Annotated in this window: 20 protein-coding genes; 7 read left to right on the top strand and 13 right to left on the bottom strand. The window is 71.2% G+C overall.

Annotated elements, in window-relative coordinates:
- Positions 1 to 53: 53 nt before the first annotated feature.
- Together ACQP2X_RS31765 and ACQP2X_RS31760 are read left to right on the top strand one after the other, a co-directional pair.
- On the top strand, positions 54 to 1295 hold the full coding sequence (locus ACQP2X_RS31765; protein ID WP_498688162.1) for a sensor histidine kinase: 1242 nt from the start codon (positions 54 to 56) through the stop codon (positions 1293 to 1295).
- The gene (locus tag ACQP2X_RS31760; protein ID WP_498688160.1) at positions 1292 to 3259 is read left to right on the top strand and encodes an ATP-binding protein; all 1968 of its coding nucleotides are present in this window, start codon (positions 1292 to 1294) and stop codon (positions 3257 to 3259) included. The genes ACQP2X_RS31765 and ACQP2X_RS31760 overlap by 4 nt, the downstream gene beginning before the upstream one ends.
- Here the strand turns inward: ACQP2X_RS31760 and ACQP2X_RS31755 are convergent.
- The 3 genes from ACQP2X_RS31755 to ACQP2X_RS31745 are packed head-to-tail and all read right to left on the bottom strand — an operon-like array spanning position 3201 to position 8210.
- Positions 3201 to 5756: a molybdopterin-dependent oxidoreductase gene (locus tag ACQP2X_RS31755; RefSeq protein ID WP_498688158.1), complete on the bottom strand. Its 2556-nt coding sequence runs from the start codon at positions 5754 to 5756 to the stop codon at positions 3201 to 3203. The two genes, ACQP2X_RS31760 and ACQP2X_RS31755, sit on opposite strands and share 59 nt — an antisense overlap.
- Positions 5753 to 6535 carry an FAD binding domain-containing protein gene (locus ACQP2X_RS31750; RefSeq protein ID WP_498688154.1) on the bottom strand — a complete coding sequence of 261 codons (783 nt, stop codon included), beginning with the start codon at positions 6533 to 6535 and terminating at the stop codon, positions 5753 to 5755. Before ACQP2X_RS31750 ends, ACQP2X_RS31755 begins: the two co-directional genes overlap by 4 nt.
- Positions 6536 to 6575: 40 nt before the next feature.
- Positions 6576 to 8210, bottom strand: a complete 1635-nt coding sequence (locus ACQP2X_RS31745; protein WP_498688152.1) for a hypothetical protein — start codon at positions 8208 to 8210, stop codon at positions 6576 to 6578.
- A 98-nt stretch (positions 8211 to 8308) separates the two neighbouring features.
- On the opposite strand from ACQP2X_RS31745, the gene ACQP2X_RS31740 reads away from it, so the two are divergent.
- A complete protein-coding gene (locus ACQP2X_RS31740) occupies positions 8309 to 8797 on the top strand; it encodes a DinB family protein (RefSeq protein WP_498688150.1) in 489 nt (162 codons plus the stop codon).
- A 9-nt stretch (positions 8798 to 8806) separates the two neighbouring features.
- Here ACQP2X_RS31740 and ACQP2X_RS31735 read toward each other — a convergent pair whose 3' ends face one another.
- Entirely contained in the window at positions 8807 to 10969 is a 2163-nt protein-coding gene (locus tag ACQP2X_RS31735) for a pectate lyase-like domain-containing protein (RefSeq protein ID WP_498688149.1), read from the bottom strand.
- A 9-nt stretch (positions 10970 to 10978) separates the two neighbouring features.
- On the bottom strand, positions 10979 to 12154 hold the full coding sequence (locus tag ACQP2X_RS31730; RefSeq protein ID WP_498688148.1) for an alginate lyase family protein: 1176 nt from the start codon (positions 12152 to 12154) through the stop codon (positions 10979 to 10981).
- A 204-nt stretch (positions 12155 to 12358) separates the two neighbouring features.
- Between ACQP2X_RS31730 and ACQP2X_RS31725 the strand changes: the two genes are divergently transcribed.
- Entirely contained in the window at positions 12359 to 14020 is a 1662-nt protein-coding gene (locus ACQP2X_RS31725) for an FAD-binding dehydrogenase (protein WP_498688146.1), read from the top strand.
- 252 nt (positions 14021 to 14272) lie between these two features.
- Here ACQP2X_RS31725 and ACQP2X_RS31720 read toward each other — a convergent pair whose 3' ends face one another.
- The 4 genes from ACQP2X_RS31720 to ACQP2X_RS31705 all read right to left on the bottom strand — a co-directional run bounded on the left by ACQP2X_RS31720 (position 14273) and on the right by ACQP2X_RS31705 (position 19565).
- Positions 14273 to 15223, bottom strand: coding sequence for a hypothetical protein (locus tag ACQP2X_RS31720; RefSeq protein ID WP_498688145.1), 951 nt, complete (start codon positions 15221 to 15223; stop codon positions 14273 to 14275).
- Positions 15224 to 15256: 33 nt separating this feature from the next.
- Positions 15257 to 16288, bottom strand: a complete 1032-nt coding sequence (locus tag ACQP2X_RS31715) for a ricin-type beta-trefoil lectin domain protein (RefSeq protein WP_498688143.1) — start codon at positions 16286 to 16288, stop codon at positions 15257 to 15259.
- Positions 16289 to 16536: 248 nt separating this feature from the next.
- Complete coding sequence (locus tag ACQP2X_RS31710) at positions 16537 to 18945, bottom strand: VIT domain-containing protein (protein WP_498688141.1); 2409 nt, start codon at positions 18943 to 18945, stop codon at positions 16537 to 16539.
- Positions 18942 to 19565: a MerR family transcriptional regulator gene (locus ACQP2X_RS31705; RefSeq protein ID WP_498688139.1), complete on the bottom strand. Its 624-nt coding sequence runs from the start codon at positions 19563 to 19565 to the stop codon at positions 18942 to 18944. The genes ACQP2X_RS31710 and ACQP2X_RS31705 overlap by 4 nt, the downstream gene beginning before the upstream one ends.
- 46 nt (positions 19566 to 19611) lie before the next feature.
- Here ACQP2X_RS31705 and ACQP2X_RS31700 point away from each other — a divergent pair, with 46 nt between their 5' ends.
- Positions 19612 to 20343: a cyclase family protein gene (locus ACQP2X_RS31700; RefSeq protein ID WP_498688137.1), complete on the top strand. Its 732-nt coding sequence runs from the start codon at positions 19612 to 19614 to the stop codon at positions 20341 to 20343.
- Here the strand turns inward: ACQP2X_RS31700 and ACQP2X_RS31695 are convergent.
- The 4 genes from ACQP2X_RS31695 to ACQP2X_RS31680 form a co-directional block, all read right to left on the bottom strand.
- The gene (locus ACQP2X_RS31695) at positions 20319 to 22385 is read right to left on the bottom strand and encodes a peptidase M6 immune inhibitor A (RefSeq protein WP_498688135.1); all 2067 of its coding nucleotides are present in this window, start codon (positions 22383 to 22385) and stop codon (positions 20319 to 20321) included. The two genes, ACQP2X_RS31700 and ACQP2X_RS31695, sit on opposite strands and share 25 nt — an antisense overlap.
- A 72-nt stretch (positions 22386 to 22457) precedes the next feature.
- On the bottom strand, positions 22458 to 22724 hold the full coding sequence (locus ACQP2X_RS31690) for a hypothetical protein (protein ID WP_498688133.1): 267 nt from the start codon (positions 22722 to 22724) through the stop codon (positions 22458 to 22460).
- A gap of 33 nt (positions 22725 to 22757) precedes the next feature.
- The gene (locus ACQP2X_RS31685; RefSeq protein WP_498688132.1) at positions 22758 to 23540 is read right to left on the bottom strand and encodes an ABC transporter permease; all 783 of its coding nucleotides are present in this window, start codon (positions 23538 to 23540) and stop codon (positions 22758 to 22760) included.
- Positions 23537 to 24436 carry an ABC transporter ATP-binding protein gene (locus ACQP2X_RS31680; RefSeq protein WP_498688130.1) on the bottom strand — a complete coding sequence of 300 codons (900 nt, stop codon included), beginning with the start codon at positions 24434 to 24436 and terminating at the stop codon, positions 23537 to 23539. Before ACQP2X_RS31680 ends, ACQP2X_RS31685 begins: the two co-directional genes overlap by 4 nt.
- Positions 24437 to 24566: 130 nt before the next feature.
- Here ACQP2X_RS31680 and ACQP2X_RS31675 point away from each other — a divergent pair, with 130 nt between their 5' ends.
- Together ACQP2X_RS31675 and ACQP2X_RS31670 are read left to right on the top strand one after the other, a co-directional pair.
- On the top strand, positions 24567 to 25799 hold the full coding sequence (locus ACQP2X_RS31675; protein WP_498688128.1) for a sensor histidine kinase: 1233 nt from the start codon (positions 24567 to 24569) through the stop codon (positions 25797 to 25799).
- Positions 25800 to 26060: 261 nt separating this feature from the next.
- Entirely contained in the window at positions 26061 to 26813 is a 753-nt protein-coding gene (locus ACQP2X_RS31670; RefSeq protein ID WP_498688126.1) for a response regulator transcription factor, read from the top strand.
- The last annotated feature ends 103 nt before the right edge of the window (positions 26814 to 26916 follow it).

Raw genomic sequence — 26916 nt, 5'->3', positions numbered from 1 at the left:
GATAAAGCGGACAAGCACTCAGGGAAGGGCGGTTGGCTGCCGACAAGAACCAAGTGAGGACCGCCCACGAGCAGCGCCGCCTGGCGGCGCTGCACGAGTACGGCCTGCTGGACGCCCCGGCCGGCGACGAGCTCGAAGCCGTCGTCCGGGTGGCGGCCACGCTGGCCGGGGTGCCCACCGCCACCCTCAACCTGATCGACGAGAACCGGCAGTGCCAGCTCACCACCACCGGCTTCGAGGGCAGCGACACCGACCGGAACGACTCGATGTGCGCGATCCGCTTCGAGTCGGGCGAGTTCACCTATCTGCCCGACGCCCGCACCGACCCGACGTACGTCGACAACCCGTGGGTGACCGGGAAGCTGGCCGACGTCCGGTTCTACGTGTCGGTCCCGCTGGTGACGCCGCAGGGCTACGCACTGGGTTCGCTCTGCGTCTTCCACAACGAGGTGCACGAGCTGCGGCCCGAGCAGCTGGACCGGCTGCGTGACCTGGCCCAGGTCATCCTGGCCCTGTTCGAGCGCCGCCGTCAGGCCCGGGTGGTGCTGGAGCAGCACGCCGAGCTGGAGCTGGCGCACGCCGAGCGGGCGGCCACGATCGCCGAGCTGAGCCGCTCCAACACCGAGCTGGAGCAGTTCGCCGGGGTGGTCAGCCACGATCTGGCCGCCCCGCTGAGCGTGGTCAGCGGTTATCTGGAGCTGCTGGACGAGCGGATGTCCGGCGCCGATCCGCAGTCGGAGAAGTGGATCGCCGCCGGCACCCGCGCCGTCGGCCGCATGCAACGCCTGATCACGTCGCTGCTGACGTACGCCCGGGCCGGCAACGCCCCCTATCAGCCCGAGCCGACCCCGCTGGCCGAGCTGGTCGAGCTGGCGCTGACCGACCTGCGGGGCGGCATGGCCGGCGCGACCGTCTCGGTGGACGACGATCTTCCGGTGATCGAGGGCGACCCCGTCCTCGTACGCCAGTTGTTGCAGAACCTGATCGGCAACGCCCTGAAGTACCGCAGCCCCGACCGCCCCTGCCGCATCGAGATCACCGCCGTGCCGCTGAAGCACAGCTGCTGGCGGATCGACGTGGCCGACAACGGCCGCGGCATCCCGGCCGAGCAGCGCGACCGCGTCTTCGAGATGTTCGCCCAGGTCGACCCGTCGGCCGGGACCGGGCACGGCGTCGGGCTCTCCACCTGCCAGCGGATCGTCGACCGGCACGGCGGCGAGATCCACGCCGAGGAGACGCCGGGCGGCGGCACGACGGTGTGGTTCACCCTTCCCTCGCCCGGACGGCCGGCGTGAGGGTCGACCGGAGCATGTTCTCGTCGCTGCGCATCCGTGTCGCGGGCGGCTTCGCGGGCCTGCTCGCCCTCTTTCTGGTGCTGATCATCGGTCAGTTCGTGGTCAGCGACCGGCTGCGGGTGGAGCACATGGGCCACACCGAGCGGGTCGACGTCCTGCACGACACCAACCAGGCCGTGATGCAGCAGATGACCAATGCCGAGACCGGCGTACGGGGTTATCAGCTGACCGGCGACGAAGCCTTCCTTCAGCCGTACGACAGTGGGCGCTCGGCCGCGTTCGCGGCGCTCGACAATCTGGCCGCGATCGTCGACGACCCCGAGGTCAGCCGCCTGTTGCAGAGCCAGCGCGAGGCCGCCGAGAACTGGCTCTACGCGTACGCGATCCCGATCGTGAACGCGGGCGGGGCCGACGCCGACGCCGCCCGGCTGGCCCGCGGCAAGGAGCTGTTCGACGGGCTGCGCACCGCCAACTCCGACGTCACGGCCGCCATCGACGCGTACGGCGAATCCCTGGCCCGTGACGAGCGTGGCGACACCAGGGCCGCCACCCTGCTGTTCGGCGCGCTGGCCGTGATCGTCGTGCTGGCCGGGATGGGCCTGGCCCTGCTGCACCAGCGGCATCTGCTGGCCCCGCTCGAGGACATCCGGGTCACCCTGCGGCGGCTGGCCGGCGGCGACCTCACCGCCCGGGCCCAGCCGGTCGGGCCGGGCGAGCTCAAGGCTGTGGCCGGCTCGGTGAACGATCTGGCCGCCGAGACCGAGCGGCTGATCACCGCCGAGCGGGCCCGCACCGCCCGTAGCGAGCTGCGCCAGGCCGTCGCGGCCGAGTTGCGCTCGGAGGGCGATCCCAAGGAGACCGCCTGGCGGATGGCCATGCTGGTCGGCAACGCGATGGGCGCCGGCGCCGTCTACGGCCGGGTGACCCTCCAGCCCGGCGACCACTTCGAGGTGCACTGGCCGCCGAACGCGGCCACCCTCGACCCGATGGTGATCGACGAGCTGAAGAGCGCCGTGCCCGGTCAGGCCATCACCCCGGCCACGCTGCCCGGCGGCCTGGCCGTGGCGATGAGCGGCGATTCCGGCTGCCCGCCCGGCATGATCTGCGTGGTCCGGTCCGGCGGACCGGAGTGGACCCCCGAGGAGAAGCGGCTGCTGGCCGCGCTGGCCCGCGAGATCGACCACAACGTGCACCAGTTCCGGCTCCAGCTCCGCCAGGCCCGGCTGATCAACGAGCTGCGGGTGCTCGACGAGCAGAAGGACGTCTTCGTCTCGACCGTCACCCACGAGCTGCGGACACCGCTGACCAGCATCCTCGGCTACACCGAGATGCTGGTGGAGGACGAGGACGACAGTTTCACGCCGATTCAGAAGCGGGGGCTCGACGCGATCCTGCGCAACGCCAACCGCCTCCAGGAGACGGTGGCCGACCTGCTGCTGCTCGACCGCTCGAACGAGCGGGTGGGCGCCGAGGCGGTGCCGGTCGACGTGGCCGGCGTGGTCGACGGCCTTTACGAGAGCCTGGGCACGGCGGCGAGGGCCAAGGACCTGCGCTGGGACGTGAGCACCGAGCAGGCCTGGGTGCTGGGCGACGCCGGTCAGCTCGAACGGGCGCTGCGCAACCTCCTGGAGAACTCGATCAAGTTCACCGACCCGGGCGGCCGCCTCGAATGCCGCGTGGGCACGGCGAACGACCAGGTCGTCATCGAGATCACCGACACCGGCATCGGCATTCCGCCCGACGATCTGCCGGGCCTGTTCACCCCGTTCCACCGGGCGTCCAACGCGATGCACCAGGCCGTGCAGGGCTCCGGTCTGGGCCTGGCCATCGTGCGCAACATCGTCAGCGAGCACGGCGGGACGGTCACCGCCCGCTCCGATCTGGGTCAGGGCAGCACGTTCACCATCACGCTCCCGTTGAGTCAGCAGCCCGCCGCAGAGCCGACCAGATCCGGTCACGGGTGAAAGGCAATTGCGTCAGCCGTACGCCTGTGGCGTCGCGCAGCGCGTTGGCCAGCGCCGGCGCCACCGGGTTGAAGGGGCTCTCGCTCATCGATTTGGCCCCCAGCGGCCCGATGGCGTCGTCGGTGTCGGCGAAGAGAACTTCCGTGCGCGGCACATCGGCGTACGTCGGAAGGTGATATTGCCGGAACCCGGCCGTGGTGACCCGCCCGTCGCCGTCGATGTCGACGTGCTCGGCCAGCGCGGCCCCGAGCGCCTGGGCGACACCACCCTCGATCTGCCCGCGAAGCTGGAGGGGGTTCATCACGGTGCCGGCGTCGGCGCTGTGCACGCTGCGCAGGATCCGCGTCTCCCCGGTGTCCGGGTCGACGGCGACACGGAACCAGTGCGCGTTGAAGGCCACCGACCGCGGGCTGCCCGTCCAGTGCCCGTCGGCGCTGGTCACCGCCGAGCCGGCGTCCATCGCGGACCGCAGAGCCCGGGCCGCGCGCAGAACAGCCTGACCGGCCACCACGACACCCGTGGACCCGAAGGCGCCGGTGTCATGCCGCACGACATCGGTGTCGGACTGCCGCAGAACGACGCGGTCGGTGGACACGCCCAGGGCGTCGGCCGCGATCTGGCAGTGCACGGTCGAGCTGCCGTTGCCGAACTCAGCCGTGCCGACCGCGACCTCGAAGCGCCCGTCCTCGAGCCGCGTCACTGTCGCGTCGGCGTAGTGCCCACCGGGTGGCCCGGCCGCGATCATCGCGATGGCCATCCCCTCCCCGGCGAGCCATCCGTCCGGGGAGACATCCGGTGTGCCGGACGCGTCGCGGATGTGCTGGAGGCACTGGTCCAAGCCGTAGCTGGCGATCGTCAGGTCGTCGGCGTGGTCGCCGGGGGCGGTGAGGTCGTCGCCGGGGCGGACCACGTTCCGGGTGCGCATCTCGATCGGGTCGATGTCCAGACGCCGGGCCAGCTCGTCGAGGGCCGACTCGACCGCGAAGGACACCTGGCCCAGGCCGTAGCCGCGGAAGGCGCCGGCCGGGACCGTGTTCGTGTAGACCGACCAGGCGTCGGTGCGCATGTTCTCGCAGCGGTACACCGCTATCGACTCGTGGCAGGAGTGGTACATGACCGAGGGGCCGTGGTTGCCGTACGCCCCGGTGTTGGAAACGACCTTGAGTTGCAGCGCCGTGAGAGTGCCGTCCGCGCGTGCCCCGGCCTTGATCCTGACCTGGAAGGGGTGTCTGGTGGTGGCGCTGGTGAACTGCTCGGCCCGGGTGAACTCCAGCTTGACCGGTCGTTCGAGGCGGAGCACGGCCAGAGCGACCAGATCCTCGACCAGCATCTCCTGCTTGCCGCCGAAACCGCCGCCGACCCGGCCCGCGATCACCCTGACCTTGTCGGGCGGCAGGCCGAACAGGCCGGCGACCGCCCGCCGGGTCAGGAACGGGGTCTGCGTGCTCGACCGGATGACCAGGCGGCCGTCGTCGTCGATCCAGCCGGTCGCCCCGTGCGTCTCCAGGCTCGCGTGCTGTGCCCGCGGCGTGGAGAAGGTCTCCTCGTAGATCTCGTCGGCCTCGGCGAACCCGGCCTCCACGTCGCCCAGCGAGGCGTGCAACTGGCCCACGACGTTCCCGCCCGGATGCACGAGCGGGGCGCCCTCGGCCATCGCCTGCTCGGCGGTGAGCACGTGGGGGAGCACCTCGTACTCCACCGCCAGCGCCCGGCAGCCCTCCTCGGCGGCCGCCTCCGAGGTGGCCACCACGGCCGCCACCCGCTGGCCCACGAAACGCACCACCTCGTCGAGCACCCTCGTGTCGGCCGGGTCCTCGGAGGCGTTCTCGTGCTGGGCCGTCGAGAAGAGCCGGCCCGGATCGTCGGCCGGGGTGAGCACCAGCGCGACGCCGGGCACGGCCAGGGCGGCCTCGGTGCGGACGGCCACGATCCGGGCGTGCCCGTGCGGCGAGCGCAGCACCTTCATGTGGAGCACGCCGGGCACGTCGAGGTCGAACGTGTAACGGGCCCGGCCGGTCACCACGTCCGGGCCGGCCGGGGCGCCGAGCCCGGCGCCGACCGCCTTGCCCTCGGTGGGCACACACGCGTTGACCACGCCGTCCATCGCGTCGGCGATCGCGCGATAGCCCGTACACCGGCAGAGGTTGCCCTTGAAAGCTCTCGGCAGATCGTCGCGCTGGTCGTCGGTGAGGGCGGCCGCGGTCATGATGTAGCCGGCCGTGCAGAAGCCGCACTGGAATCCCTGCGCGTCCAGGAAGGCCCGCTGGGCCGGGTGATCGTCGAGGCCCTCGATGGTGGTGACGTCGCGGCCGGCGGCGCGGAAGGCCGGGTAGACGCAGGAGTGCACCGGCTCGCCGTCGACGTGGACCGTGCAGGCGCCGCAGTCGCCGGTGTCGCAGCCCTTCTTGACGCCGAAGCAGCCTTCCTCGCGAAGATACGTGCGCAAGCACTGACCGGGGCGTGGTGGGCGGTCGTGGTCCCGCTGGTTGATCCTCATGGCCGCAGCTCCCGCCGGATCTGCTCCGCGTAGAGCCGGGTCATGTGGCGCCGCCAGGCTGGCAGGCCGTGCACGTCGTCCAGATAGGCGCCGTCCGGGATCCGCTCGGCCAGCGCCACCTGCAACTGCTCCTCGCTCGGCTCCCGCGGGAAGACCAGGACGAACGGGCGCCGGGTGGCGGCGGTCACGGTCAGCGTCAGGCCGCCTTCGGCGTCCCTCCGCCCGATCAGCAACACTCCGGACCGTCCGTGGGCATGCAAAGACCCTTGCCTGTACGCGGTCACGGAGGCGAGCGCTTCCGCGGGCAGGTGGAGTGACCGGAGAAGCTCGCCGTCCCGCAGGACGGTCGTGCCGTCGCCGGTGACGAAGTCCTTCACGGCGACCGTGCGCTCGCCGTCGGGGCCCTGGAGCAGGCACGTCCCGTCGAGCGCGGCCCCCAGGGCGATCATCGGCCCGGCCGGCAGCGCGGCGCACAGGTTGCCGCCCACTGTCGCCACGTTCCAGATCTTGAACGAGGCCAGGAAAGCGTGGCAGCACTTCTCGACGATGTCGTGCCCGCTCGCCGCGAACTCGGCGATCGTGCAGGTGGCGGCGATCTCGAGCCCGTCCGGGGTCTCGGTGAGGGCGGGCCAGCCGGCGGCGGTCAGGTCGAGCAGCCGCGTCAGGTGCGGGCGCGGCTCGGCGAACAGGGCCGTCCCGCCGCCGAGCCAGGCGTCACCCGGGCGCCACTGGCCCACCTCGGCGGGGCTGATCACTTCGGCGACAGTGTTCAGATCCACGTTCGTACGCTACGCGCCTCGTGTTTCCGTTCCGGACTTCTCACGTCAAGATCAGGGTCGTTCCGGCGGTGGCCACGGCCCACGCCGCGTACAAAAGAAGCGGCCGCCGCGGCACCTCGATCTCGGGCGGCGGCGGCAGCGGACTCAGCGCGAGCGACCGGGTCCGCGAGTCCCGCAGGGCCGCGACAAGCTGATCCGCCGTCCGCTGCGGCGCCGCCGGATCCGCTTTGCGGCGGGCTTTGACATCGGGCCGCACCCAGTGCCGCGCCCCTCCGCGCGGGCCGGCCTCTCGCGCCCCGAGCCCAGCGCCAGCCCCGCCGACAGCGCCAGCCCCAGCCCCGGCGCCAGTCGCAGCCGCTGCGCGCCTGCCCGACCGTTTTTCGGTCTTGGCCCGGCGATTTGCGGTGCTTGCGGCTTTTGGCCGGGGCCACGGCGGCGGCACGGGCACGGTCATCACCGACTCGCCGGCCGTCAGGACGATGCTGTTGCCGTCGTCGTAGACGATCGCGCTGTCGGTGGCCCACGGCTGACGGTCGCGGCCGCGGAAGCCGACCGCCGCGATGCCGCCCGCGTGCCAGCGCAGCCGGGGCCGCAGTTGGGAGCGCCATCCGAACTCGAAGCCGGCTCCGCCCGCCACCGCCACCAGCACGGCGACCGCCGTGTGCGGGAAGCCGGCCAGATGGCCCAGCTCGCCCACGGCCAGGGCCGACCCGGCGCCGATCATGATGGTGGTGGTCCAGGCCCGGGCCGGCGCGATCCGGTGCTCGCGGGGCTGGAAGGCGTCGGCGTCCCGGTCGGCCGGCCGCAGCGCCTCCGGGTCGACCAGTTGCTCCTCGTCGTCCTCGATCTCGCGCGGCAGTCCGTGCACCACGTCGAACGGCACCGTGATGACCTCGCCGACCGGCCCGACCGGCACGTGCAACCGGTCGCCGACCTCGAGCGCGCACCAGGCGTCCTTGCGCGGATGCCCGTAGAGCACCCCGGCCACCGTGTGCACGTCCTCGTCGTCGTCCCACGGTTCCGGCTCGGCCACGTCGAAGGCCAGCTCCAGCGCCGTCTGATCGTCCTCGGCGGGCACCAGCACGTGCACGTAGCCCTCCTGCTCGACGGCGCGGACGGCGTGCACCGGCTGCTGATGGTTGAACAGATCGCGCAGCGCGCCCTGGTGCTTGACCGCCCGGGCCAGCAGGGCGCAGCCCAGCCCGAAGGCCACGATGGTCCCGGCCAGCCACGGCACCGCCGCCTCGTCCACCGACACCCACACCACGCCGGCCGCCGAGGCCATCAGCAGCGCGAACCCGGCGACCTCGGCCGGCGCGCCGACGTGCGGCAGCTCGAAGGGGGCCGGCGGCCTGCGGTGCGGCACCGGCAGGGCGGCCGGGGGCCGGTCGCGCTGGGCGACCGCCACGCCGATGAGGGCGTACGCCCACACGAGGAGAACCGCGCCGAACCCGGTGGCCAGGGGAGTCCACAACACGGCGCCCAGGAGCCCGGCCCACGCGGCGGCGGGCCTGTGGGCGTACACCATGAGAGCCGGCGCCAGCAGCACGCCGAGACCCAGCCACCGAGCGACCGGCGCGGGGTCGGAGACCCCGCCGAACACCCCGAAGAGCAGCAGGAAGGCCGTGGCCCCGGCGGCCGGCACGAAGCTCTCCACGCGCAGCAGCACACGCATGTCCCCATGGTCGGCGACGCCGCGCCCCGACCAGGGCCGTTTGCGGATCCGGCAACTTTTCTTGTGGGCGGCCGATCAGGGTGGCGATGCTGGCCGCCATGAAGACGCGCCGCGCGAAGGATGCCGGGCCCGGGTGGACCGGCGCGGACGAGAGAAGCACCCTGCTGGGATTTCTGGACTACCTGCGCGAGTCGATCGCGGGCAAGGTCGCCGGCGCTCCCGAGCCCCAGACACGCACGGCCGGGGTGCCGTCGGGCACCAATCTGCTGGGCCTGATCAAGCATCTGACGTACGTCGAGCGGTTCTACTTCCTCGGCGAGCCGATCACCAACCTGCGCCGCACCATGCGGCCGGGCCGGGACGAGACGGCCGAGAGCCTGCTCGACGGCTATCGCCGGGCGGTCGAGGAGGCGAACGAGGTCGTCGCCACCTGGGACGATCTCGCGCTCGACGCTCCCCGCCCGCCCGGCCGCGGGTTGCCGCCCTCGCGGCGGTGGGTGCTGACCCACATGATCGAGGAGACGGCCCGGCACGCCGGTCACGCCGACATCCTGCGGGAGCAGATCGACGGCGCGACCGGGCGCTGACCGGGCTGGTTACGGGCCGCTGACCAGGCTGGTGACCTGGTGGCCGCTGTTGACGGCGGCGCCCGTGGTGTTGATGACGTTGGTGATGGTGCCGGTGCCGCCGAGGGAGACCGTCACCATGTCGCGGAACTTCACTCCGGACTTGACGGGCACCTCGAAGGCGCGGGCGTTGACCACCGACGGGTTGACGTTGAAATAGCAGTAACTGCCCAGGCCGTACGCCTCGTGGGTGTTCACCGAGTCGGCCACCTTGTACGCGGCCCAGCCGCGGGTCGAGCCGTTCATGTACGCCGCCTGGTTCGGCGGGTCGTACGGCATCTCGTTCTGGTAGAAGTACGTCCGGCCGGCCTCGCCGTTCCAGATGGTCTGGTACTGCTGATAGTGCTCGACGAACAGGCCGTAGAACGTCACGTTGTCGCCGTCGACGATCAGGCCGTTGCGGCCGGTGTTGACGGTCCAGCCGACGGTTCCGCCGTTGCCGTGGTCGGCCCGCCAGATCCAGGCGTGGTCGCCGATCACGTTGTTGCTGTTGATCTGCATGCTGACGTTCGCCTTGCCGGCGATCGAGCCGCCGACGCGGATGAAGACGTCGGACAACACTGTCGGGTTGGCCGCGTGCGACGCCGACGACCCGGCCGGGCCGACCTGGAGCAGCGTGTTCGAGTTGGTCGTGCCGGCATCGAAGAGCACGCCGGCCAGCCGGACGCCGTCGACGTCGGCGATGTGCATGGCGTCCACGCCGCCGGTCGGCACGAAGGTGGCCAGGCCCAGGCCCAGGATCACCGTGCCCGCGCGGTCCACGTTCAGCGTCTGGTTGAGGTTGTAGACGCCGGGCGTGACCAGCAGGTTCTTACCCGCCGCGAGGGCGGCGTTGATCGTGGCCGCGGTGTCGCCGGCCTTGACCACGTAGAAGGTGCTGATCGGCAGCGACGTGCCCGCCGGATTCCCGGACGCCCAACTGACGCCGCTCGCGTTATTTTTCAACCCCGGGACGAAGACCTGGTACGCCCCGGCGCTGTCGACGTACAGATAGGGCTTCTCGGCGATCGTCGGCGACGAGCCGATCGTCGTGTACGGCGGCGACGGGAAGCTCTGCGCGGGGGCGCCCGGGCTGCCGACGAAGACCTGGTTCCAGTTGGAGCCGTTCCAGCTGCCCATCTGCGAGTTGCGGGTCAGGAACTGCTGCTGCGACCCGGACTGGATCTGGCCGTCGATCTTCGAGTCGGCGATGAAGCCGCCCGACGACCAGCCGCCGTCGGACAGGGCCAGGTTGCCGCGGACGTGCATCCGGCGGTACGGGGCCGCCTGCGACACGGCCCAGCGGTCGAGCCCGTCCGGCGGGGTCACCGACAGGCCCTCGGCCGAGCGCCAGAAGTTCTGGGTGGCGTTCTGCGAGCCGTCCGGCCACCAGTCGGCCTCGACGTGCACGTGGCCGTTGATGTTGACCTGGTCCGGGTTGAGGCCGAGGCCGGCCACCTGGGTGAAGAAGCCGACGTTGGCGTCGACGTTGTAGCTGCCCGGCTTGAACAGCAGCGCGTAACGCGCGTTGCCGAACTGGTTGCTCACCTGGCTGTTGAAGACGCTGTTGAGCTTGTTCTGGATCGTCGACTGCGACATGGACGGGTCGAAGATCGTCACGTTGGGGCCGAGGTCGGGGTTGTTCGGGTTCGGCGGCACGGTCGTCGGGGGAGTGGTCGGGGTGCCTGAGTAGTTCCACTTCTGGTTGGCGCCGCCGCCGCACGACCACAGCTGGAGCTTGGCGCCGTCGGCGAGGTTGTTGTCCTTGATGTCGAGGCACTTGCCGGCCTTGACGTTGACCAGGTCCTTGGCCGCGTTGAGGGTCCACTGCTGGCTGGTCAGCCCGGCGTAGCAGTCCCACATGTGCACGACCGCGCCGTCGGTGACGGCGCCGTTGGCCACGTCGAGGCACTTGCCGAGGCCGCGCACCGAGCCGTCGTCGGCGAACGTCCAGGTCTGGTTGGCGCCGGGGGAGCAGGCCCACATCTGCGGCTGGTTGCCGTTGGCGGTGCTGCCGTTCGTGACGTCCAGGCACTTGCTGTTGGCCACGCTGACCAGGGTGCCGGTCGACGCCGCGAAGGCGGTGGTCACGCCGGCTATGCCCACACCGGCCACGACGGCGCCGAGGACGGCGCTGATGAGTACTTTTCGCATGGTGATCCCTCAGGCCGGGTTGTTGGCGTGTGTCAGCGTCTCCCAGGCCACGAACAGGTTGTTCGTGCCCTGCGGCCGCTTCGCTTCGGTGTACGTCTGGGTGTTCGACATGGCGTACCCCAAGCGGTTGGAGAGAGCGTTGAACGCGACCTCCGTGACCGGGCCGAGTCCCTTGACCACCGACCCGCCGCAGATGTTCGACGGCACGGCCGTGCCGTTCTCGAACTTGGTGTGGAAGCCGAGCGCGTGCCGGGTCCGGTCGGCCAGTGACGGCCAGAGGTCCTCGCCCTGGATGCGGCTGGTCTCCGCGATGTGGCTGATGGCCGAGATGCCGTAGCCGGTGTGCGTGAAGTCGCGGCACGTCTCCTGGGACAGGCCGTCGACGAAGGTGCTCTGGCCCTGCCAGTAGCTGATCAGTTCGGCCCGGGTGTCGACGCTGCCGACCGGCGGATACTTGGGCTGGCTGCCGTCGGCGGTGACATAGACGTACGCCTCGGCCCTGGCCTTGAAGCGGGTGATGGCCCGGTCGTAACTGGCCTTGTCGTCGAGGAAGACCGAGATGCCGACCGCGGCCTCCATCATGGACAGCTCCCAGTTGCCGTTGCTGGAGCTGCCGGGGATGACGACGGGCAGGTAGACGTTGCGCAGCATGGTGGCGAACCGGGCCTGGTTGGGCCAGCTCGAGTACGTGTACTTGATGATCTCGGCGGCGCGCGGCCACACCGAGCCGGCCCACCCGGTCTGCAGCGGGGCGTTGCTGTTGGTGTGCGACTTGATGGTGGCCGACCAAGCGTCCATCAGGGCGATCGACTTCTGCGCGTACGCCGCGTTGCCCGTGATGTACCAGGCCAGAGCGGCCGTGTACGCCGCGATGGCGTCCTCACGCTCGTCGGTGCAGCCGTTGTTGGGGTTGGAGTAGGAGCCGCACTCGACAGTGGCTCGCGGCGCGGGGGTGCGCGAGAGTGAGGCGTAGCGGCTCGCCATCATCTGGTTGTAGGCGCTCAGCCAGGGCTGCGCGCCCGCGGCGACCTTGCCCTTGACGAAGTCGAGCTGGGCCCGGCTGACCAGGACGCCCGGGTGGGCGAAGGCGATGGGGGCGGCGTCGGCACTCATCAGGCGCACGCCGAAGGTGGCGGTTGCCGCGACTAATGCCGTGAACGCGGCTAAAAGGGCGCGTCTGCGCATGGGGATCTCCCGGGTGGGGGTGGGGAACCGGAAAGTGACTTAACAGTTCCCGCGCCCTCGGGCCGGGTCAAGCTGGCATCGATGGACTTAAGTTTCTCGTGACCGTTTCGTTGCCTTAGTTCGATCCTTAGTTGAAGTCGTCGCGGCAAATCGGCGCCGCCACAATCTGAAACTTCTTCGGAATCTCCGGTACATTGCCGGGTCATGAACGCTGACGTCATCGTCGTCGGTGCCGGTCTCGCCGGTCTGGCCGCCGCCCATGAGCTGATCGCCGCCGGTAAGAGGGTCGCCCTGGTCGACCAGGAGAGCGCGGCCAACCTCGGCGGCCAGGCGTACCTGTCGTTCGGCGGCCTGATGTTCGTGGACAGCCCCGAGCAGCGCCGCCTGCGCGTCAAGGACTCGGTCGAGCTGGCCTGGAGCGACTGGCAGGGCAGCGCCGCCTTCGACCGTCTCGACGACGAGGACTCGTGGGCGGTGCGGTGGGCCCGGGCGTACGTCGAGTTCGCCGCCGGCGAGAAGCGGGCGTGGTTGTCGTCGCTCGGCATGAGCTGGTTGCCGACCGTGGGCTGGCCGGAGCGGGGCGACCTGCGGGCCGACGGCCACGGCAACTCGGTGCCGCGCTTCCACGTGACGTGGGGGACGGGTACGGGGGTGGTGGCCCCGTTCGTGCGTTCGGTCCAGTCCTCACCGTTGGTCGACTTCTACTTCCGCCACCGCGTCGACGAGCTGATCGTCACCGACGGCGCGGTGACCGGCGTGCGCGGCGCCCGGCTCGTCCCCTTCGACGGCGTGCGCGGCGCCTCCTCACCCCGGGAGGAGGCCGGCGACTTCGAGCTGACGGCCCAGGCCGTCGTGGTCGCCTCGGGCGGCATCGGAGGCAACCACGATCTCGTACGCCGGTACTGGCCCCCGTCCCTCGGCACCCCACCCCGGTCGATGATCACCGGCGTCCCCGCCTACGTCGACGGCCGGATGCTGGACATCACGGAGACGGCGGGCGCCCGCCTGGTCAACCGGGACCGCATGTGGCACTACACCGAGGGCATCCAGAACTGGGACCCGATCTGGCCCTCGCACGGCATCCGCATCCTGCCGGCCCCGTCGTCGATGTGGTTCGACGCGCTGGGCCGCCGCCTGCCCGCCCCGTGCCTGCCCGGCTACGACACGATGAGCACGTTGCGGCACCTGCGCACGACGCCGGACATCGCCGAGCACGACCACTCCTGGTTCATCCTCACCCAGAAGATCATCGAGAAGGAGTTCGCCCTCTCGGGCTCCGAGCAGAATCCCGACATCACGGCGAGCGACCGCCGGGCGTTCCTGAAGGAGCGCATCTTCGGCAAGGGAGCTCCGGCGCCGGTGGAGGCGTTCAAGCAGAAGGGCGAGGATTTCGTGGTGGCGTCCTCCCTGGAGGAGCTGGTGGACGGCATGAACGCGCTGACGGAGAAGCCCCTCCTGGACGCGCCGACGGTCCGGCAGCAGATCGAGGCCCGGGACCGCCAGATGGACAACCCGTACAGCAAGGACGCCCAGGTCCAGGGCATCCGAAATTCCCGCCGCTACTGGGGCGACAAGATCGGCCGCACGGCAGCCCCCCACCGCATCCTCGACCCGGCGGCGGGCCCGCTGGTGGCGGTGAAGCTCCACATCCTGACCCGCAAGACGTTGGGCGGCATCCAGACCGACTTGAGTTCCCGCGCCCTTTCCCCGGCCGGCACCCCCGTCCCCGGCTTGTACGCCGCAGGCGAGGCCGCCGGCTTCGGCGGCGGAGGCGTGCACGGCTACAACGCCTTGGAGGGCACTTTCCTGGGCGGCTGCTTGTTCAGCGGCCGGGCCGCGGGCAGGGCCATCGCCAAGTCCCTCTAGCCCCGGCTTCCCTGCTTGACCGCGCGCCTCTCCTAGCCGTCCTCACCTTGCGCGCCACTCCCGGCCGTCCTCACCTTGCGCGCCGCTCCTGGCCGTCCTCACCTTGCGCGCCACTCCCGTCCTTCCTGCGTCCTTTCCTGGCCGCTCGACCATCCCACCCGCGTCTCCCCCGCATGGCCGTCCCACGCCGCTCCCCAACGCAGCCTTCCTCGCTGCTGCGCGCGACCTGGCGTGGCATTTCGGACCCGGCCGTCATCCGGCGCTTCGCTGTTCCGACGGTTGATGCGCCGAAGGTCCCTGTTCCGCCCGTTCCCGGTCGACGCCGGAGCTGGCGGCTTCGGGCCGTTCCTGGTCCGCGCCGGAGCCGGCGGCTTCCGCCCGTTTCTGGTCGGCGCCGGCGCTGGCGGCGGTGCCGGATGAACTGGCCAGGACCGCAGCGGCACCGACCACAACGAGGATCCCCAGCGCCGCGGGCACCCCCCACCCATGGCGGATCTCGTCACCTAGCAGCGGAACCGCCACAGCCGCCGGAACGATCACTTCAACCGCCCAGAGCAGCGCGGTGACCGGCGCGACGCCTCCCCTGCGCAGCGCCGCCGCGTAGGCCGCCGTCCCCGCCACCCCGCTGCAGATCACGACCCACAGCAGCGGTTCGGTCAAGGTCGAGACCCAGGGTGTACGAAGATGCACCGCCCGCCCGGCCAGCGCGGTAGCCGAATACGCGAGCCCGGCCAGCCCCGCCAGCAGCAGCCCCCGCCGATCGGTCCGCCCGGCCAGCAGCACCGCGACCCCCGCGACCGCGGCCACGGCAAACCCGCCCACCGTCAACACCACGGTCGTCCCGTGCGACGGCATCGAGGCCGGCTGCTCCCGGCTGGACAACCCGACCACCGCGAGCGCGGCGACCATCACCACGACCGCCCCGTAGTCCCGCCGCCGCAGACGTGTCCGCAGCACCACACCGGCCAGCAGCACTGTCAGCCCGACCGACCCGGCGAGTACGGCCTGAACCACGTACACCGGAAGCCCGCGCAGCGCCCACAACGACAGCACCCACCCGCCGCCGTCCCCGGCCAGCCCGGCCAGGTAGAGCGGCGATGCCGCCAGGGCGAGCACCGTGCCCGGCCGCCGCGCGGCAGCGGCCTGCAGGACCGATCCGACCGCGTAGGCCACCGCGGCGAGCACCGCGATCAAAAGACTCACAAGTTAGAGAAGCACGAACCACCCGCTTTCCGGCTACGGAAGTGACCAGCGTTGCTTCGCCGAACCGTTGCAGTCCTCGACCCGAACCCCGGTTCCGGCCCACCGCCCACCCGACGGATCGGTCAGGCAGTCGTCGTTCGACGCGTTGACGATCAGCTGACCCGACACCCGCCACTGGGCCGTGGTGCGCCCGTCGCAGCCCACGATCTCGACCGAGGCGTCACCGACGAGCAGCGCGCACTTGCCGGCCACCCGCAGCGTCCCGTCCGACGCGATGGTCCACGTCTGCGCGAACGACCGGTTGCACCCGAACACCTGCACGTGGTTCCCGTCGAACGGCACCCCGCCGTTGAGATCGAGACAGACCCCGTTCTGCCCCCGGATCGCCCCCACACGCTCGTCCGCCGGCGGCACGGGAGCGATCCCGGCCGGCACGCTGGGTGTAGCGGTCTTGCCACCCGGCGCCGTGGTCGCCGTCGCCACCGGAGAGGTGGGCGACGTGGCGATGGCCGGAGCCCCGCCGGCCCCCGAGCTCGGCGTCGTCGTCGACCCTGCGGGCCCCGTCGATGTCGCCCCCGAGGTCGGCCCGCGCCCCGATCCCGGGTTCGTTCCCGACCCCGTACCGACACCCGACCCTGACCCCGGTCCCACCGCCGTCGATGCACTGGCACCGGAACTCGCCGCGGCCGAACCGGCAGTCGCGGCAGGCCCGCTGGCCGGAGGCAACGGCCCGTCGGCCAGACCGGTGACCTGAGGCCGCACATCCGACCGCAGCGCCGCATAGCCCGCCGCGGCCACGCCGAGCAGCACGGCCACGGCCGCCGCGGCCACCACGACCAGCCGCCGCCGGCCACTGCTGCGCGGCTTCGCGCCCGGCAGAACGATCACGGCCGTGGCGTCGTCCGCCCCACCCGAGCCCGGCCCCGCCCCGGCGTCCCGATCGGCCGCCGGCCACGTCGGCTCCGCGCCGTCGCTCGTCTCGCTCTCCAACGCCCCGGAGTCGCGAAGCACGAACGGCCGGACAAGCAGCGGATCCCGCTCGTCGCCCACCTCGTCGCCAGTCACGATTCCCCCGTCGCCGTGAAGCCCTCAAGAGACGATCGACCGACCAACCTACCCGCGATGATCGAGCCCACACCGCCCGCCGAACATCCGACTTTCCACCCGATGCGCCCGCTGGGACAGCGAACGACCACCACAGGTCGGCAAACCGACACGAGAACAGCCGCCACCAGACCCACTTCCTCAGACGGCCCAAGATCGCCAAGAACCTACCCTGGCTCCCTCCATCCCCGACAGTCGCACCCCGGCGATCAGCGTTTCCAGAAGGCCTTCCGTGTGGGCGCCGGGCCGGAACCGGTGGCCGGCGCCGCTGGACCGGCGAAGGCGGTCAAGCTCTCCAGCGCGGCCTCCCACTTCTCGTCGACCGGGCTGTCGCCTCGCAGCCGCGCGACCAGGTCGACCAGGGGCCGGAAGGCCTCGTCGCCGGCCGAGCCGATCAGGACGTCGAGGCGGCTGGCCAGGTCGTCGAGCATGTCGCGTTTCTCCCAGACTGGGAGGCTCGCGGCGTCGCGGAGGCGCTGAACCTCGGTGACCACCAGGGCACGCATCTCGTCGGGTGACGGCGCCGAACTTCCCGCGCCGCCCATCTTGGAGAACGACGCCCTGGCCCGCGGCGAGGCGAAGCCGGACACGGCGCCTGTCCGGCGTCCGCCCAGCACCCCGCCGGCTGAGTTCTCCGCGGCGCCGTCGAAACTCATCAGCGCGGGACCGGCCGGCGCGGGAGCGGCCGGCGGCGCCGGCGGGGCGAACGACGCGGCCGCCATGTGGAGCATCGCCGGCGCGACGTCACCCGGCGCCTCCCAGCCCTGGGGAAGCTCGACCGGCTGGGTCACCCGGAGGGTCTGGCCGCCCTCGTTGACGACCCGGCTGTCCACCGCGACGAACGCGGTGAACCGGCACAGCACCCCGTACCGCAGGGACGTGGCGACGATGCGTTGCTCGAGGCCGCGGTCGCCGGCCGCATAGGCGTCCTCGAGGTCGCGCAACCGCGCCCGCGCCCACTGGGCCGTGATCGCGCTCTCCGACCGTTCCTGGACGGCGATCGTCGTGCTGAACTCGCGGTCGTCACGGGTGCGCCCGGTCACCGTGAAGCGCCCACCCGTGGCCGAGCCGGCGTAGCGCCCACTCACCACCAGCGGGACACCCGGGTAGAGCCCCGGCAGGCGGGCTGGGGTGCGCTCGTCGTCGACCAGGCGCAGTCCGTCGCCGGTGACGCGCAGGCCGGAGACGACAGGCGATCCGATCCGGCGGTGGATGTGCTCCATCGCCTCGTCGAGTCGGTCCTCGCTCTCCACCAGCTCGGCCCGGCCGGCGCCGAGCGCGGCCAGCCGGCCCAGGAACCCGGCGTTCACCGCCCGGTCGATGCCGATCGTGTGGATGCGGGTGACGCCGATCAGCGGGGTGATGTCGTGAACGATCTGGTCCTCGTTGCCGACCTGGCCGTCGGTGACCAGCACGAGCACCCGGTCGCGGTCTTCGCTCGCCCGGAGCAGGCCGAGACCCTGCGTCAGCGGGCTGAGCAGCTCGGTGCCGCCGCGGGCGGTGGCGTGGGCGAGGTGTTCCACGGCGCGGAAACGGTGGCGGTCGGACGCCTCGACCAGGCCCTCGCCCAGGTCGCCGGGGCGGTCGACCTGGTGGTCGAAGGTGAGCACGGCGAAGCGGTCGGCACTGGTCAGCGTGTCGACGACCCGGGCCGCGGCGCGGCGGGCGGCCACCATCTTCCAGCCGCCCATGCTGCCGGAACGGTCGAGCAGCAGCACCACGTCTTTGGGGCGGGCGGGCGTGGTGTCGGCCGGCGGCAGCACCACCACCTGGTAGACGCCGCCAGGCTCCTCGCCGCTCTCGTCGGGCACGGCGATCGCCGTCTCGCCGCCACCCTCGTACGGCAGGCGCAGGATGACGTCGCGGTCGGCCCGCTCACCGGGCGTGATGCTCAGCGTGCCGTCCTGGTCGACGACCGTGTGCAGGCTGGACGTGACCTCCCCGAGAGTGAGCCCGGCCGGGTCGATATCGACACCGACGGACAGTCGCAGCGGGTTGGGGAAACCGGGCAGCAGCACCGGGGGAGTGATGCGCGAGGCGTCCGGCACGGCATCGGTGTCCTGCGCCTGCCCGTCACCGGCCGACGGTCCCGGCAGCGGCGTGCCGGGAATGTAACGCGGGGCCACGACCAGCGGGAACCGGAACGTGGCGGCGCCGTCCTCGAACGGCAGCGGGCCGACGAGGCTGAGCCGGATCGTCACCCGCTCGCCGGGCAGGATGTTGCCGACCCGCATGGTGAAGACGTCGGGCCGTTCCTCCTCGGCGATGGAGGCGCGCTGACCGGCCGCGATGGCCTTGTCGTACGTCTCACGGGCCGCCGCCCGCTCCTGAAGCTCCGCCTCGACCGTGCGGTCGTCGGCGGTCATGGTCATGCCGGTCACCGCGGCCCGGTCGGGCAGCGGGAAGACGTATGTCGCCTCGAGCGCGACCTCGTGCACGTTGACGAACTCGGTGAGCACGACCGTCCGGGCGACCAGCCCACTGATGTGCGCGCGGACGTCGAGGCGGTCGAGCGGCAGGGCGCCGCGGTCGGTGCGCAGGCAGCCGAAGCCGGAATCGGGCAGGATCCGGACACGGCTGATCTCGCTGGGGCTCATCGGGGCGACGGAGAAGGTCATACGGAGCTCCCATCAACAAGGCCACGGGCGGCAAGCAGTTCGAACAATGGCGCGGCGGCCGCGGCGATGTCGTCGCGGTCGCGGTCGGTCAGGGCGTGCGGGACGAGCAGGACGACGCCGCCGCCGAGGGCGACGCCGGTGACCGGGTGGGCGGTCACGGGGCGCGGGGCCGAGCGGCCCAGCGCCGCTTCGACGATCGCCGGCGGCCCGTGGAAGCCCGGCGCCGGCGAGGGTGCGGGTGGCTCGGCCCAGAAACGGGTGCGGGCCTCGGTGGCGGGGTCGGGCGGGCTGCTGTCGCTGTCGTCGAGCAGGTGCTCGGGGACCCGGGCGGCCTCGCGCAGGGCCTCGGGGGAGATCCACGTGAAGTCGGTCTGGATCTGCGCGAGGCTCTTCCCCTGCGCCTGGCGGCGCTTGATGGCCACCAGCTGTTGCAGGTGACGAGGACCGTAAAGCGCGGTGCGCCCGCGCATGCCCAACGGCTTGTCGACCAGGCCGATCGTCGTATACCACCGGATCGCCCGCCGGTCGGGCACGTCGCGGACGCGGGCGTTGGGCGCACCGGGATACTCGGCCGTCAGGGCCTCGCGTACCCGCTCCACCAGCTCGTCGATCGTCCACATGCCGAAGAGTTTGACACTGTCATCGTGACAGTGTCAATGTGTGCGCATGACCCGAGCCGCCGGCCCTTGGGTGCCGCCCCGACTGATCAGCCTGTCCCATCTCAACGACCCGGACACCACTGTGGTCTATCCGGGCGACCCCGCCTTCGAGCTCGAGACCGTCGCCACCATCGGGCAGGAGGGCTTCTACATGCAGTTCGTCCGCGAGGGCGAGCACACCGGCACCCATTGGGGCGCGCCCGGCCATTTCACCTACGGCCACCCGCTGGCCGACGAGCTCGACCTGGAGGACCTGTGTCTGCCGGCGGTGCGGATCGACGTGCGGGAGCAGTGTGCTCGCGACGCGGACTACGAGGTGACCATCGCCGACGTCGAGGAGTGGGAGCGGCGCCACGGCCGCGTTCCGGACGAGTCGATGGTGATCATCTGGACCGGCTGGGAGGAGCGCTGGGGTACGGAGGCCTTCCTCAACCGCGACCCGGACGGGGTGCTCCACCAGCCCGGCTTCGCCCTCGAGACGGTGCGCTGGCTGATCGACACGGGCCGGCTGGGGCGCCGGGGCGGCACGGGGACGGACACGTTCGGTCCCGACCCCGGCCGCGACAGCAGCCTCGCGGTCTCCCGGCTGGTCTACCAGCGCCATCGGATCAGCCTGGAGGTGCTGGCCAACCTCGCCGCGCTTCCGCCCTCGGGGGCCTACGTCCTGTGCGGTGGCCAGATCAACAAGGCCGGCTCGGGTTCCACCGCGCTGATCTACGGCTTGCTGCCGCCCGGCTGAAGCACGCCGTTGACCGTGAGGCGATAGGGGGCATATTGCTTCGCCTTCTCCGTCGGCTCGTCGTAGGACACGATGGCGACCACCTGGGGATAACCCGCGAGCCGGGCGAACTGGCCGGCCGTCACGATCTCGACGCGGTCCTTGCCGAGCCCGACGAGCCGCACGTGCCAGTTGTGCACGGCCATGGGCCGGATCGACGTGGGCGAGGTCCATCCGTCCAGGCTGGATCCGTCGCTCAGCGTCCGCCCGCCCAGCGTGATCGTCCCGATCCGCCACCCACCCCGGCCGCCGCCCGCGTCGGTCACGAAACGCAGACCAAGCAAGACCTTCTTTCCCGCGTACGCCGTCAGGTCGTACCTCGCGGTGACCACGCCGTTGCTGGTCCCCGTGATCCCGAAACCCAGCGGCCCGACGCTGGTGCGGTCGCCGCGCAGCGCCATATAGGTGCGCCCGCCGTCCGTCGACACTGTCACATAGCCGTAGTCGTACCGGTCCTCCAGGGCATAGGAGGTCTCCAGCGTCAGCGCGGGCTTGCCGGCCGGGATGGTCACGGCCCGGACGGCGTGCGAATCGAGGTCGTTGGTGTTGCCGGAGAAAAGCGTCTTCTCGGCGACCGTCCAGCCCGTCGGCAGGGGCGGCAGGTGCTGTGCCCCGGCAAAGCTGAGCGAGCGCACGGGAGTCGGCAGCGGCACGTAATCCGCGCCGTTGGGTGCCGCTCCGGGCTCGGCGTACAAGGTCTTGTTGTCGAGGTTGACCGTCGATCGCAAGCTCTTGGCCGTGACCTTGTCGGCCGCCATGCCGATCACCTTGCCGCCGGGCTCCCCGGCGATCCGGTCGACCAGCGTCATCACCTGGAAGTCGTGCAACACGTCGTACAGCGGCACGCCGGTCGGCAGAGCGGCCTGGAGCGCGGCCAGGCCTTGGCGGATGCCGTCGCGGTGCAGCACCGAGATCGTCCGCAGGCCGAACCGGTCCCGCAGATAGAGCATGAGCTGATAGACGAGGCCGTAATCGGCCAGCACCTCGCTGGGTGTGCCCTCGTCCCACAGGTTCGGCGAGTTCTGCGGCCCGCCACACTCACGAGGGTTCGCGTTGTACTTCGTCCTGACCGTTCCGAACCCCTGGAAACACATGATGTGCGTGTCGTTGCCCGGCTCGTCGACCTTGGAGCGTGCGTCCACATATCCGACGAGGGTCTGTGCGAAATCGGCCAGCCCCTCGTTGAGCCACTTGGCCTCCTGCGGATCGGCGTAATACTCCAGCAGGTGCTGCCACTCGTGGGCGAACGTCGACTCGTACATCCGCGGCCGGGCGGGCCGGCTCGTGCAGAGGTCGGTGGTCGGATCGTCGGCCGGCTCGGCGCCGAGGCGGTGCTTCCAGTCGTACGCGTCGATGGTCATGACGTTGCGGTCGAAAAGCTCGTTGAGCTGCGGCGTGAAGAAGCCCGCGGTGTAGGTGACGGCCTTGGGAAAGGTGAAGAAGTTGGCGTCACGGACGTTGTCCACGAGGGTGACCGTCTTGTCGCCGTCGCCGGTGAAATCGCCGTCGGCTGTCGCCTCGGTGCCGTCGCGGTTCGGCGGCGTGCTGAAGATGGTGGTCTCCAGCGGATAGATCTTGCGGTCGAACTCGCCGATCAGGTCGGCCACCTGCGCGTCGGTGATCTCCACCGAACCTTTGCGGCAGTCCGTCGCCGGGAAGGCGATGTCCTGCGCCACCCAGACCTCGATGTGCCGGCCGACCGCCCGCAGCGTGTACGTCTTGTCGTAGAACTTGCCCGTCGTGTCGTCGAGACCCACCCAGTCGCGCGCGGTGCCCACCGGCGGCGTCGGCTTGGGCTGCGTGGCCGCTCGCGACCGCACCTCCCGATATCGGGGGTTCTCCGGCAGCGCCCGGCCTTGATAGGAGAAACGGGTGCTGCTGAGCTCGCGGGTGTCCGCTGTCGTCCCGGCGTGATCCCTCTCGGCCACGGCCGCGCCGGGCGGAGCGGCCAAGGGGAGGAGAAGGACGATCACCGCAAAGGCTGCGAATCGGACGCGGTCCATGAAAAGGGACGGTACCCGTCACGTGCTCGCCGGACCGGCAACATGCGGCGATTCGCCGAAGACGCCGGCCGCCTACTCGAAGACGGAGTGGTCGCGGTCGCCCTCGGCGCGGCGGCGGGCCCGGCGGCGCAACTGCACCACGACCATGTCGACCACTGCCACGACGGCCCAGGCGAGAAGCAGCCAGCCCGGCACCGTCCAGCCCGCGCGGAAAAGCAGGATCGCCAGCACCGTGCACACGACGAAACCGAAGGCGGCCAGGATGAGCCGCAGGTTCAGCGCGCTGTAGGGCTGATCGACCGTGCCGCGACGGCCGGGCGGCTGGGCACCGATGGGCATGTGTCACGGTACCTCCGCCCGGCCGGCGGCGAGTTACGAGACCTCGCGGCGCAGGACCCGCCACACGCCGAGGGCGAGTGGCAGCACCACCCACACCGCGGCGGACACGCCGACCCGGGCCCACTCGCCCGAGGTCATGGCCGGTTCCGACATGGCCGTCGTCGTGGTGTTGATGTCGATCCACTCGGCCGCGGTCTTCAGCGCCTTGATGGTCCCGCCCAGGATCGACCAGACCATCGGCACGGCGAAGAACGCGACGATCGCCAGCGGCGTGTTCAGCAGCAGGGCGCCGAAACCGATGCCCATCAGCACGAAGATCACCTGAAGGCCGACGCCCTGCCAGATCACCGAGCCGTCCGTCGACCACGATCCGTCGCCGCCGAGGGCCGCGCCCAGCAGGTTCGCCACGGCGCTGAGCGCCAGCGCCGCCGCGGTCGACGCGATCGCGATCAGCACCCCGGCGATCAGCTTGGCCGCGATGACCCGGCCGCGCTGCGGCACCAGGGTGAACGTGGTCAGCGCGGTGCGCTGCGACCACTCACCCGTCATGGACAGGATGCCCAGCACGGGCAGGAGCACCGACGAGGGCAGCAGCCCGAACTGGAAGAACCCCTGGAACGTCTGCTCCTCGTCGGGAGCCCAGCCGATCATGATGGCCGAGGTGGCCGCCGTGGCGAACGCGATCACGATGAGCAGCCACAGCCCGGCCCGGGTGTCGGCCAGCTTCCGCAGCTCGATCATCGTGAGCCGGCCGATCGGGACCGGGCGGGTGACGGCCCGTTCGATCTGCGGCGGGGTCTCCAGCACGGCGGTCATCGGACGGCCTCCTTCACGGAATCACCGGCGGTCAGGGTGAGGAACATCTGCTCGAGCCCGCCGCCACCGGCCGGGCGGAGCTCGATCAGGACGAGGCCGGCGTCGGCCGCGGCCCGCCCGATGGTCTCGGCCCCGGCCTGGACGACGACGCCCCCGTCGGTCGTCTTCGTCCCGGCCAGGCCGGCGCGCTTGAGCACCAGATCGAGCGCGGCCGGGTCGAGCGCCCGGACCAGGGTGCCCGAGGCGGCGAGCAGCTCGGCCTTGTCGCCCTGGGCGACGACGCGACCGCCGCCGATCACCACCAGGTGGTCGGCCACCGCCTCGACCTCGCGCAGCAGGTGGGAGGAGAGCAGCACCGTGCCGCCGCGGTCGGCGAACTCGCGGAGCAGGCCGCGCATCCAGAAGATGCCCTCGGGGTCGAGACCGTTCGCGGGCTCGTCCAGGATCAGCACGGCCGGGTCGCCCAGCAGGGCCAGGGCCAGGCCGAGCCGCTGCCGCATGCCGAGCGAGTACGCCCGTACGCGGCGCTTGGCGGCGGTCGCGTTGAGGCCGACCCGGTCCAGAGCGCGCGGCACCTCGCTGGTGTCGATGCCCATCGTGAGCGCGGCGAGGCTGAGCACCTCGCGCCCGGTACGCCCCGCGTGCTGGGCCGAGGCGTCGAGCAGGACCCCGACATGGCGGCCGGGGTTGCCGAGCCGCCGGTACGGGACGCCGCTGACCGTGGCCGTTCCGGCCGTCGGAGGGGTGAGGCCGCAGATCATGCGCATGGTGGTCGACTTGCCCGCGCCGTTCGGCCCGAGAAAGCCGGTCACCGTGCCCGGTTCGCAGGAGAAGGACACGTCGTCGACGGCGGGGTGGTTGCCGTACCTCTTGGTGAGATGTTCGACCGTGATCATGCTTCCAGCGTGGCGGTGCCGACCGGACGAGCGCGTCGGCCGGAGGTCGCCGGCGAGAAACCTTGGTAGGGAGCAGACCCCTACTTTGGTAGGTATCGGCCGGACGGCGCCGGCTCGTAAAGTCGGCTTTGTGGGAAAGCTGAAGCCGGAGTACCAGTGGCTGTTGCCGGCCGGGCTCGAGTCGGCCCTCCCGACGCGCCGGTCCACCCGTGACTGGGTGATCGATGTCCTCTGCTTCGTCCTCGGCTATGGTTTCACCCTGCTCGTCACGCTCGACCTGTTGCAGCCCGACCCGACCGTCGTGCCGGAGTGGGCCGGCGCGCCGGTCTGGCTGATCTGGCTCGATTTCGCCGTCGGCACGATCGCGGCGCTCGGTCTGTGGTGGCGGCGCGGGCGCTGGCTGATACCGCTGGCCGCGTTCTGCATGCTGATCTCGCTGTTCGCGGTCGCCGCGGCCATCACATGCCTGATCGTGTTGTTCACGGTGGCGGTGCACAGCCGGTTCGCGGTGATGATGGTGTTCGCCGGCGGGGCGGTGCTCACCAATGCCGCGTTCCCGTTGCTGCGGCCCGAGGGTGGTCGCTCCTATTGGGAGACGATGGCGTGGGGGACGGTGTTCCTCGTGATCGTCTGTCTCTGGGGCATGGTGGTCCGTTCCCGCCGCCAGCTGGTGCTGTCGCTGCGCGACCGGGCCGAGCGGGCCGAGTCGGAGCAGCAGCTGCGCGTCGCGCAGGCGCGCTCGCTCGAGCGCAACCGGATCGCCCGCGAGATGCACGACGTCCTCGCCCACCGCATCTCGCTGCTCAGCCTCCACGCCGGGGCGCTCGAGATCCGCCCCGACGCGGCGCCGCAGGACGTGGCGACCGCGGCCGGTGTCATCCGGGCCAGCGCCCATCAGGCGTTGCAGGACCTGCGCGAGGTGATCGGCGTGCTGCGTGCCGAGACCGCCGAGGGAGCGCCCGAGCCGCCGCAGCCCACGCTGGGCGCGCTGCCCGCACTGGCCGACGAGTCGCGCTCGGCGGGGGTCAAGGTGCGTTTGGACGTACGCATCGAGCCCGCCACCGTGCCGGACGGAACCGGCCGCACCGCCTACCGAATAGTGCAGGAGGGCCTGACGAACGCCCGCAAACACGCACCCGGCACGACCGTGCGGGTGGCCGTCGACGGTTCCGTGAGCGACGGCCTGACCATCGACATCCGCAACCCGTGGCCCTTGGTCAACCCGTCGCTGGCCATCCCCGGCACGGGCACCGGCTTGATCGGTCTCACCGAGCGCGCCACCCTGGCCGGTGGCTACCTGAAACACGGCCGCACTCCCGACAACCAGTTCGCCTTGACCGCTTGGCTCCCCTGGCCAACCTGATCCCGCGCCAAGCCGCCGTTTGACGCGAAGTGCGGCGGCTCCCGCGGGTGGCTCGCCGACCGGCCCATGCTGGCCCGGCCCAGCCGCCGTTTGACGCGAAGCGCGTCGGCTCCGGCGGGTGGCTCGCCGACCGGCCCATGCTCGCCCGGCCCAGCCGCGGTTGCTTGGTCGTGTGGCTTGGATCGTTGTGTGGCGGCCCGGAGGGGGCTTACCTCGGGCGGGTGGGTGCTGCGGGTGGCTCCTAGGGTGGAAGAGGGAGCGATGCGGGTTGGGGGAGCGGCATTCGTGAGTGGAAGTGTGGGGCCCGAGAAGGCGGAGACGCCGGGGGCGGACGGCGGCGCCGAGGCCGGGGAAGCGGCGGCTGGGCCTGTTCGGGTGTTGATTGTTGATGACGATGCGCTTGTTCGGGCTGGGCTGACGATGATTTTGTCGGCGGCCGCGGATGTGGCTGTCGTGGGGGAAGCCACCGATGGGGCTGAGGTGCCGGGGGCCGTGGCGGCGCATCGACCGGATGTTGTCTTGATGGATATTCGGATGCCCCGGGTTGATGGGCTGGCGGCCACCGAGACACTCCGGGCTCGTCATGGGGCTCCCGAAGTGATTGTGTTGACCACCTTCGACGCGGATGAGTATGTGCTGCGGGCGCTGCGGGCGGGGGCCAGCGGGTTTCTGCTCAAGGACACGCCGCCGGCGGAGATTCTGCGTGCGGTTCGGCGGGTTGCTCAAGGAGAGGCGATGCTGTCGCCCACGGTCACCCGGCAACTGATCGCCCACGTGGCGGCGCCGGCGCCGCCGTCGCAGGTTCGTGCTGGTGAGCGGCTTGACCGGCTCAGCGAGCGGGAGCGCGATGTGGCGCTCGCGCTCGGGCACGGCCGGTCGAACGCCGAGATCTCCGCTGATCTGCACATGTCCGTCGCGACCGTCAAAGCTCATGTGTCCCGCCTGCTGATCAAGCTGGAGCTGAACAACCGCGTCCAAGTGGCCCTGCTGGTCCACGACGCCGGCCTCGTCTGAGCCTCGCTATCCGGCCAGTGCGCGCGCGGAGCGGCTGCGTGAATCGTTCTCTCATGTCACCCGATCGAGTTACAGGGAGCGGCGGAGCGGATGCGGTGACCAT

The organism is Actinoplanes sp. CA-131856 (assembly GCF_050956135.1).
GTDB lineage: Bacteria > Actinomycetota > Actinomycetes > Mycobacteriales > Micromonosporaceae > Actinoplanes.
The sequence above is the reverse complement of the archived record's forward strand: the minus strand, read 5'-3'. Positions and strand labels throughout refer to the sequence as shown.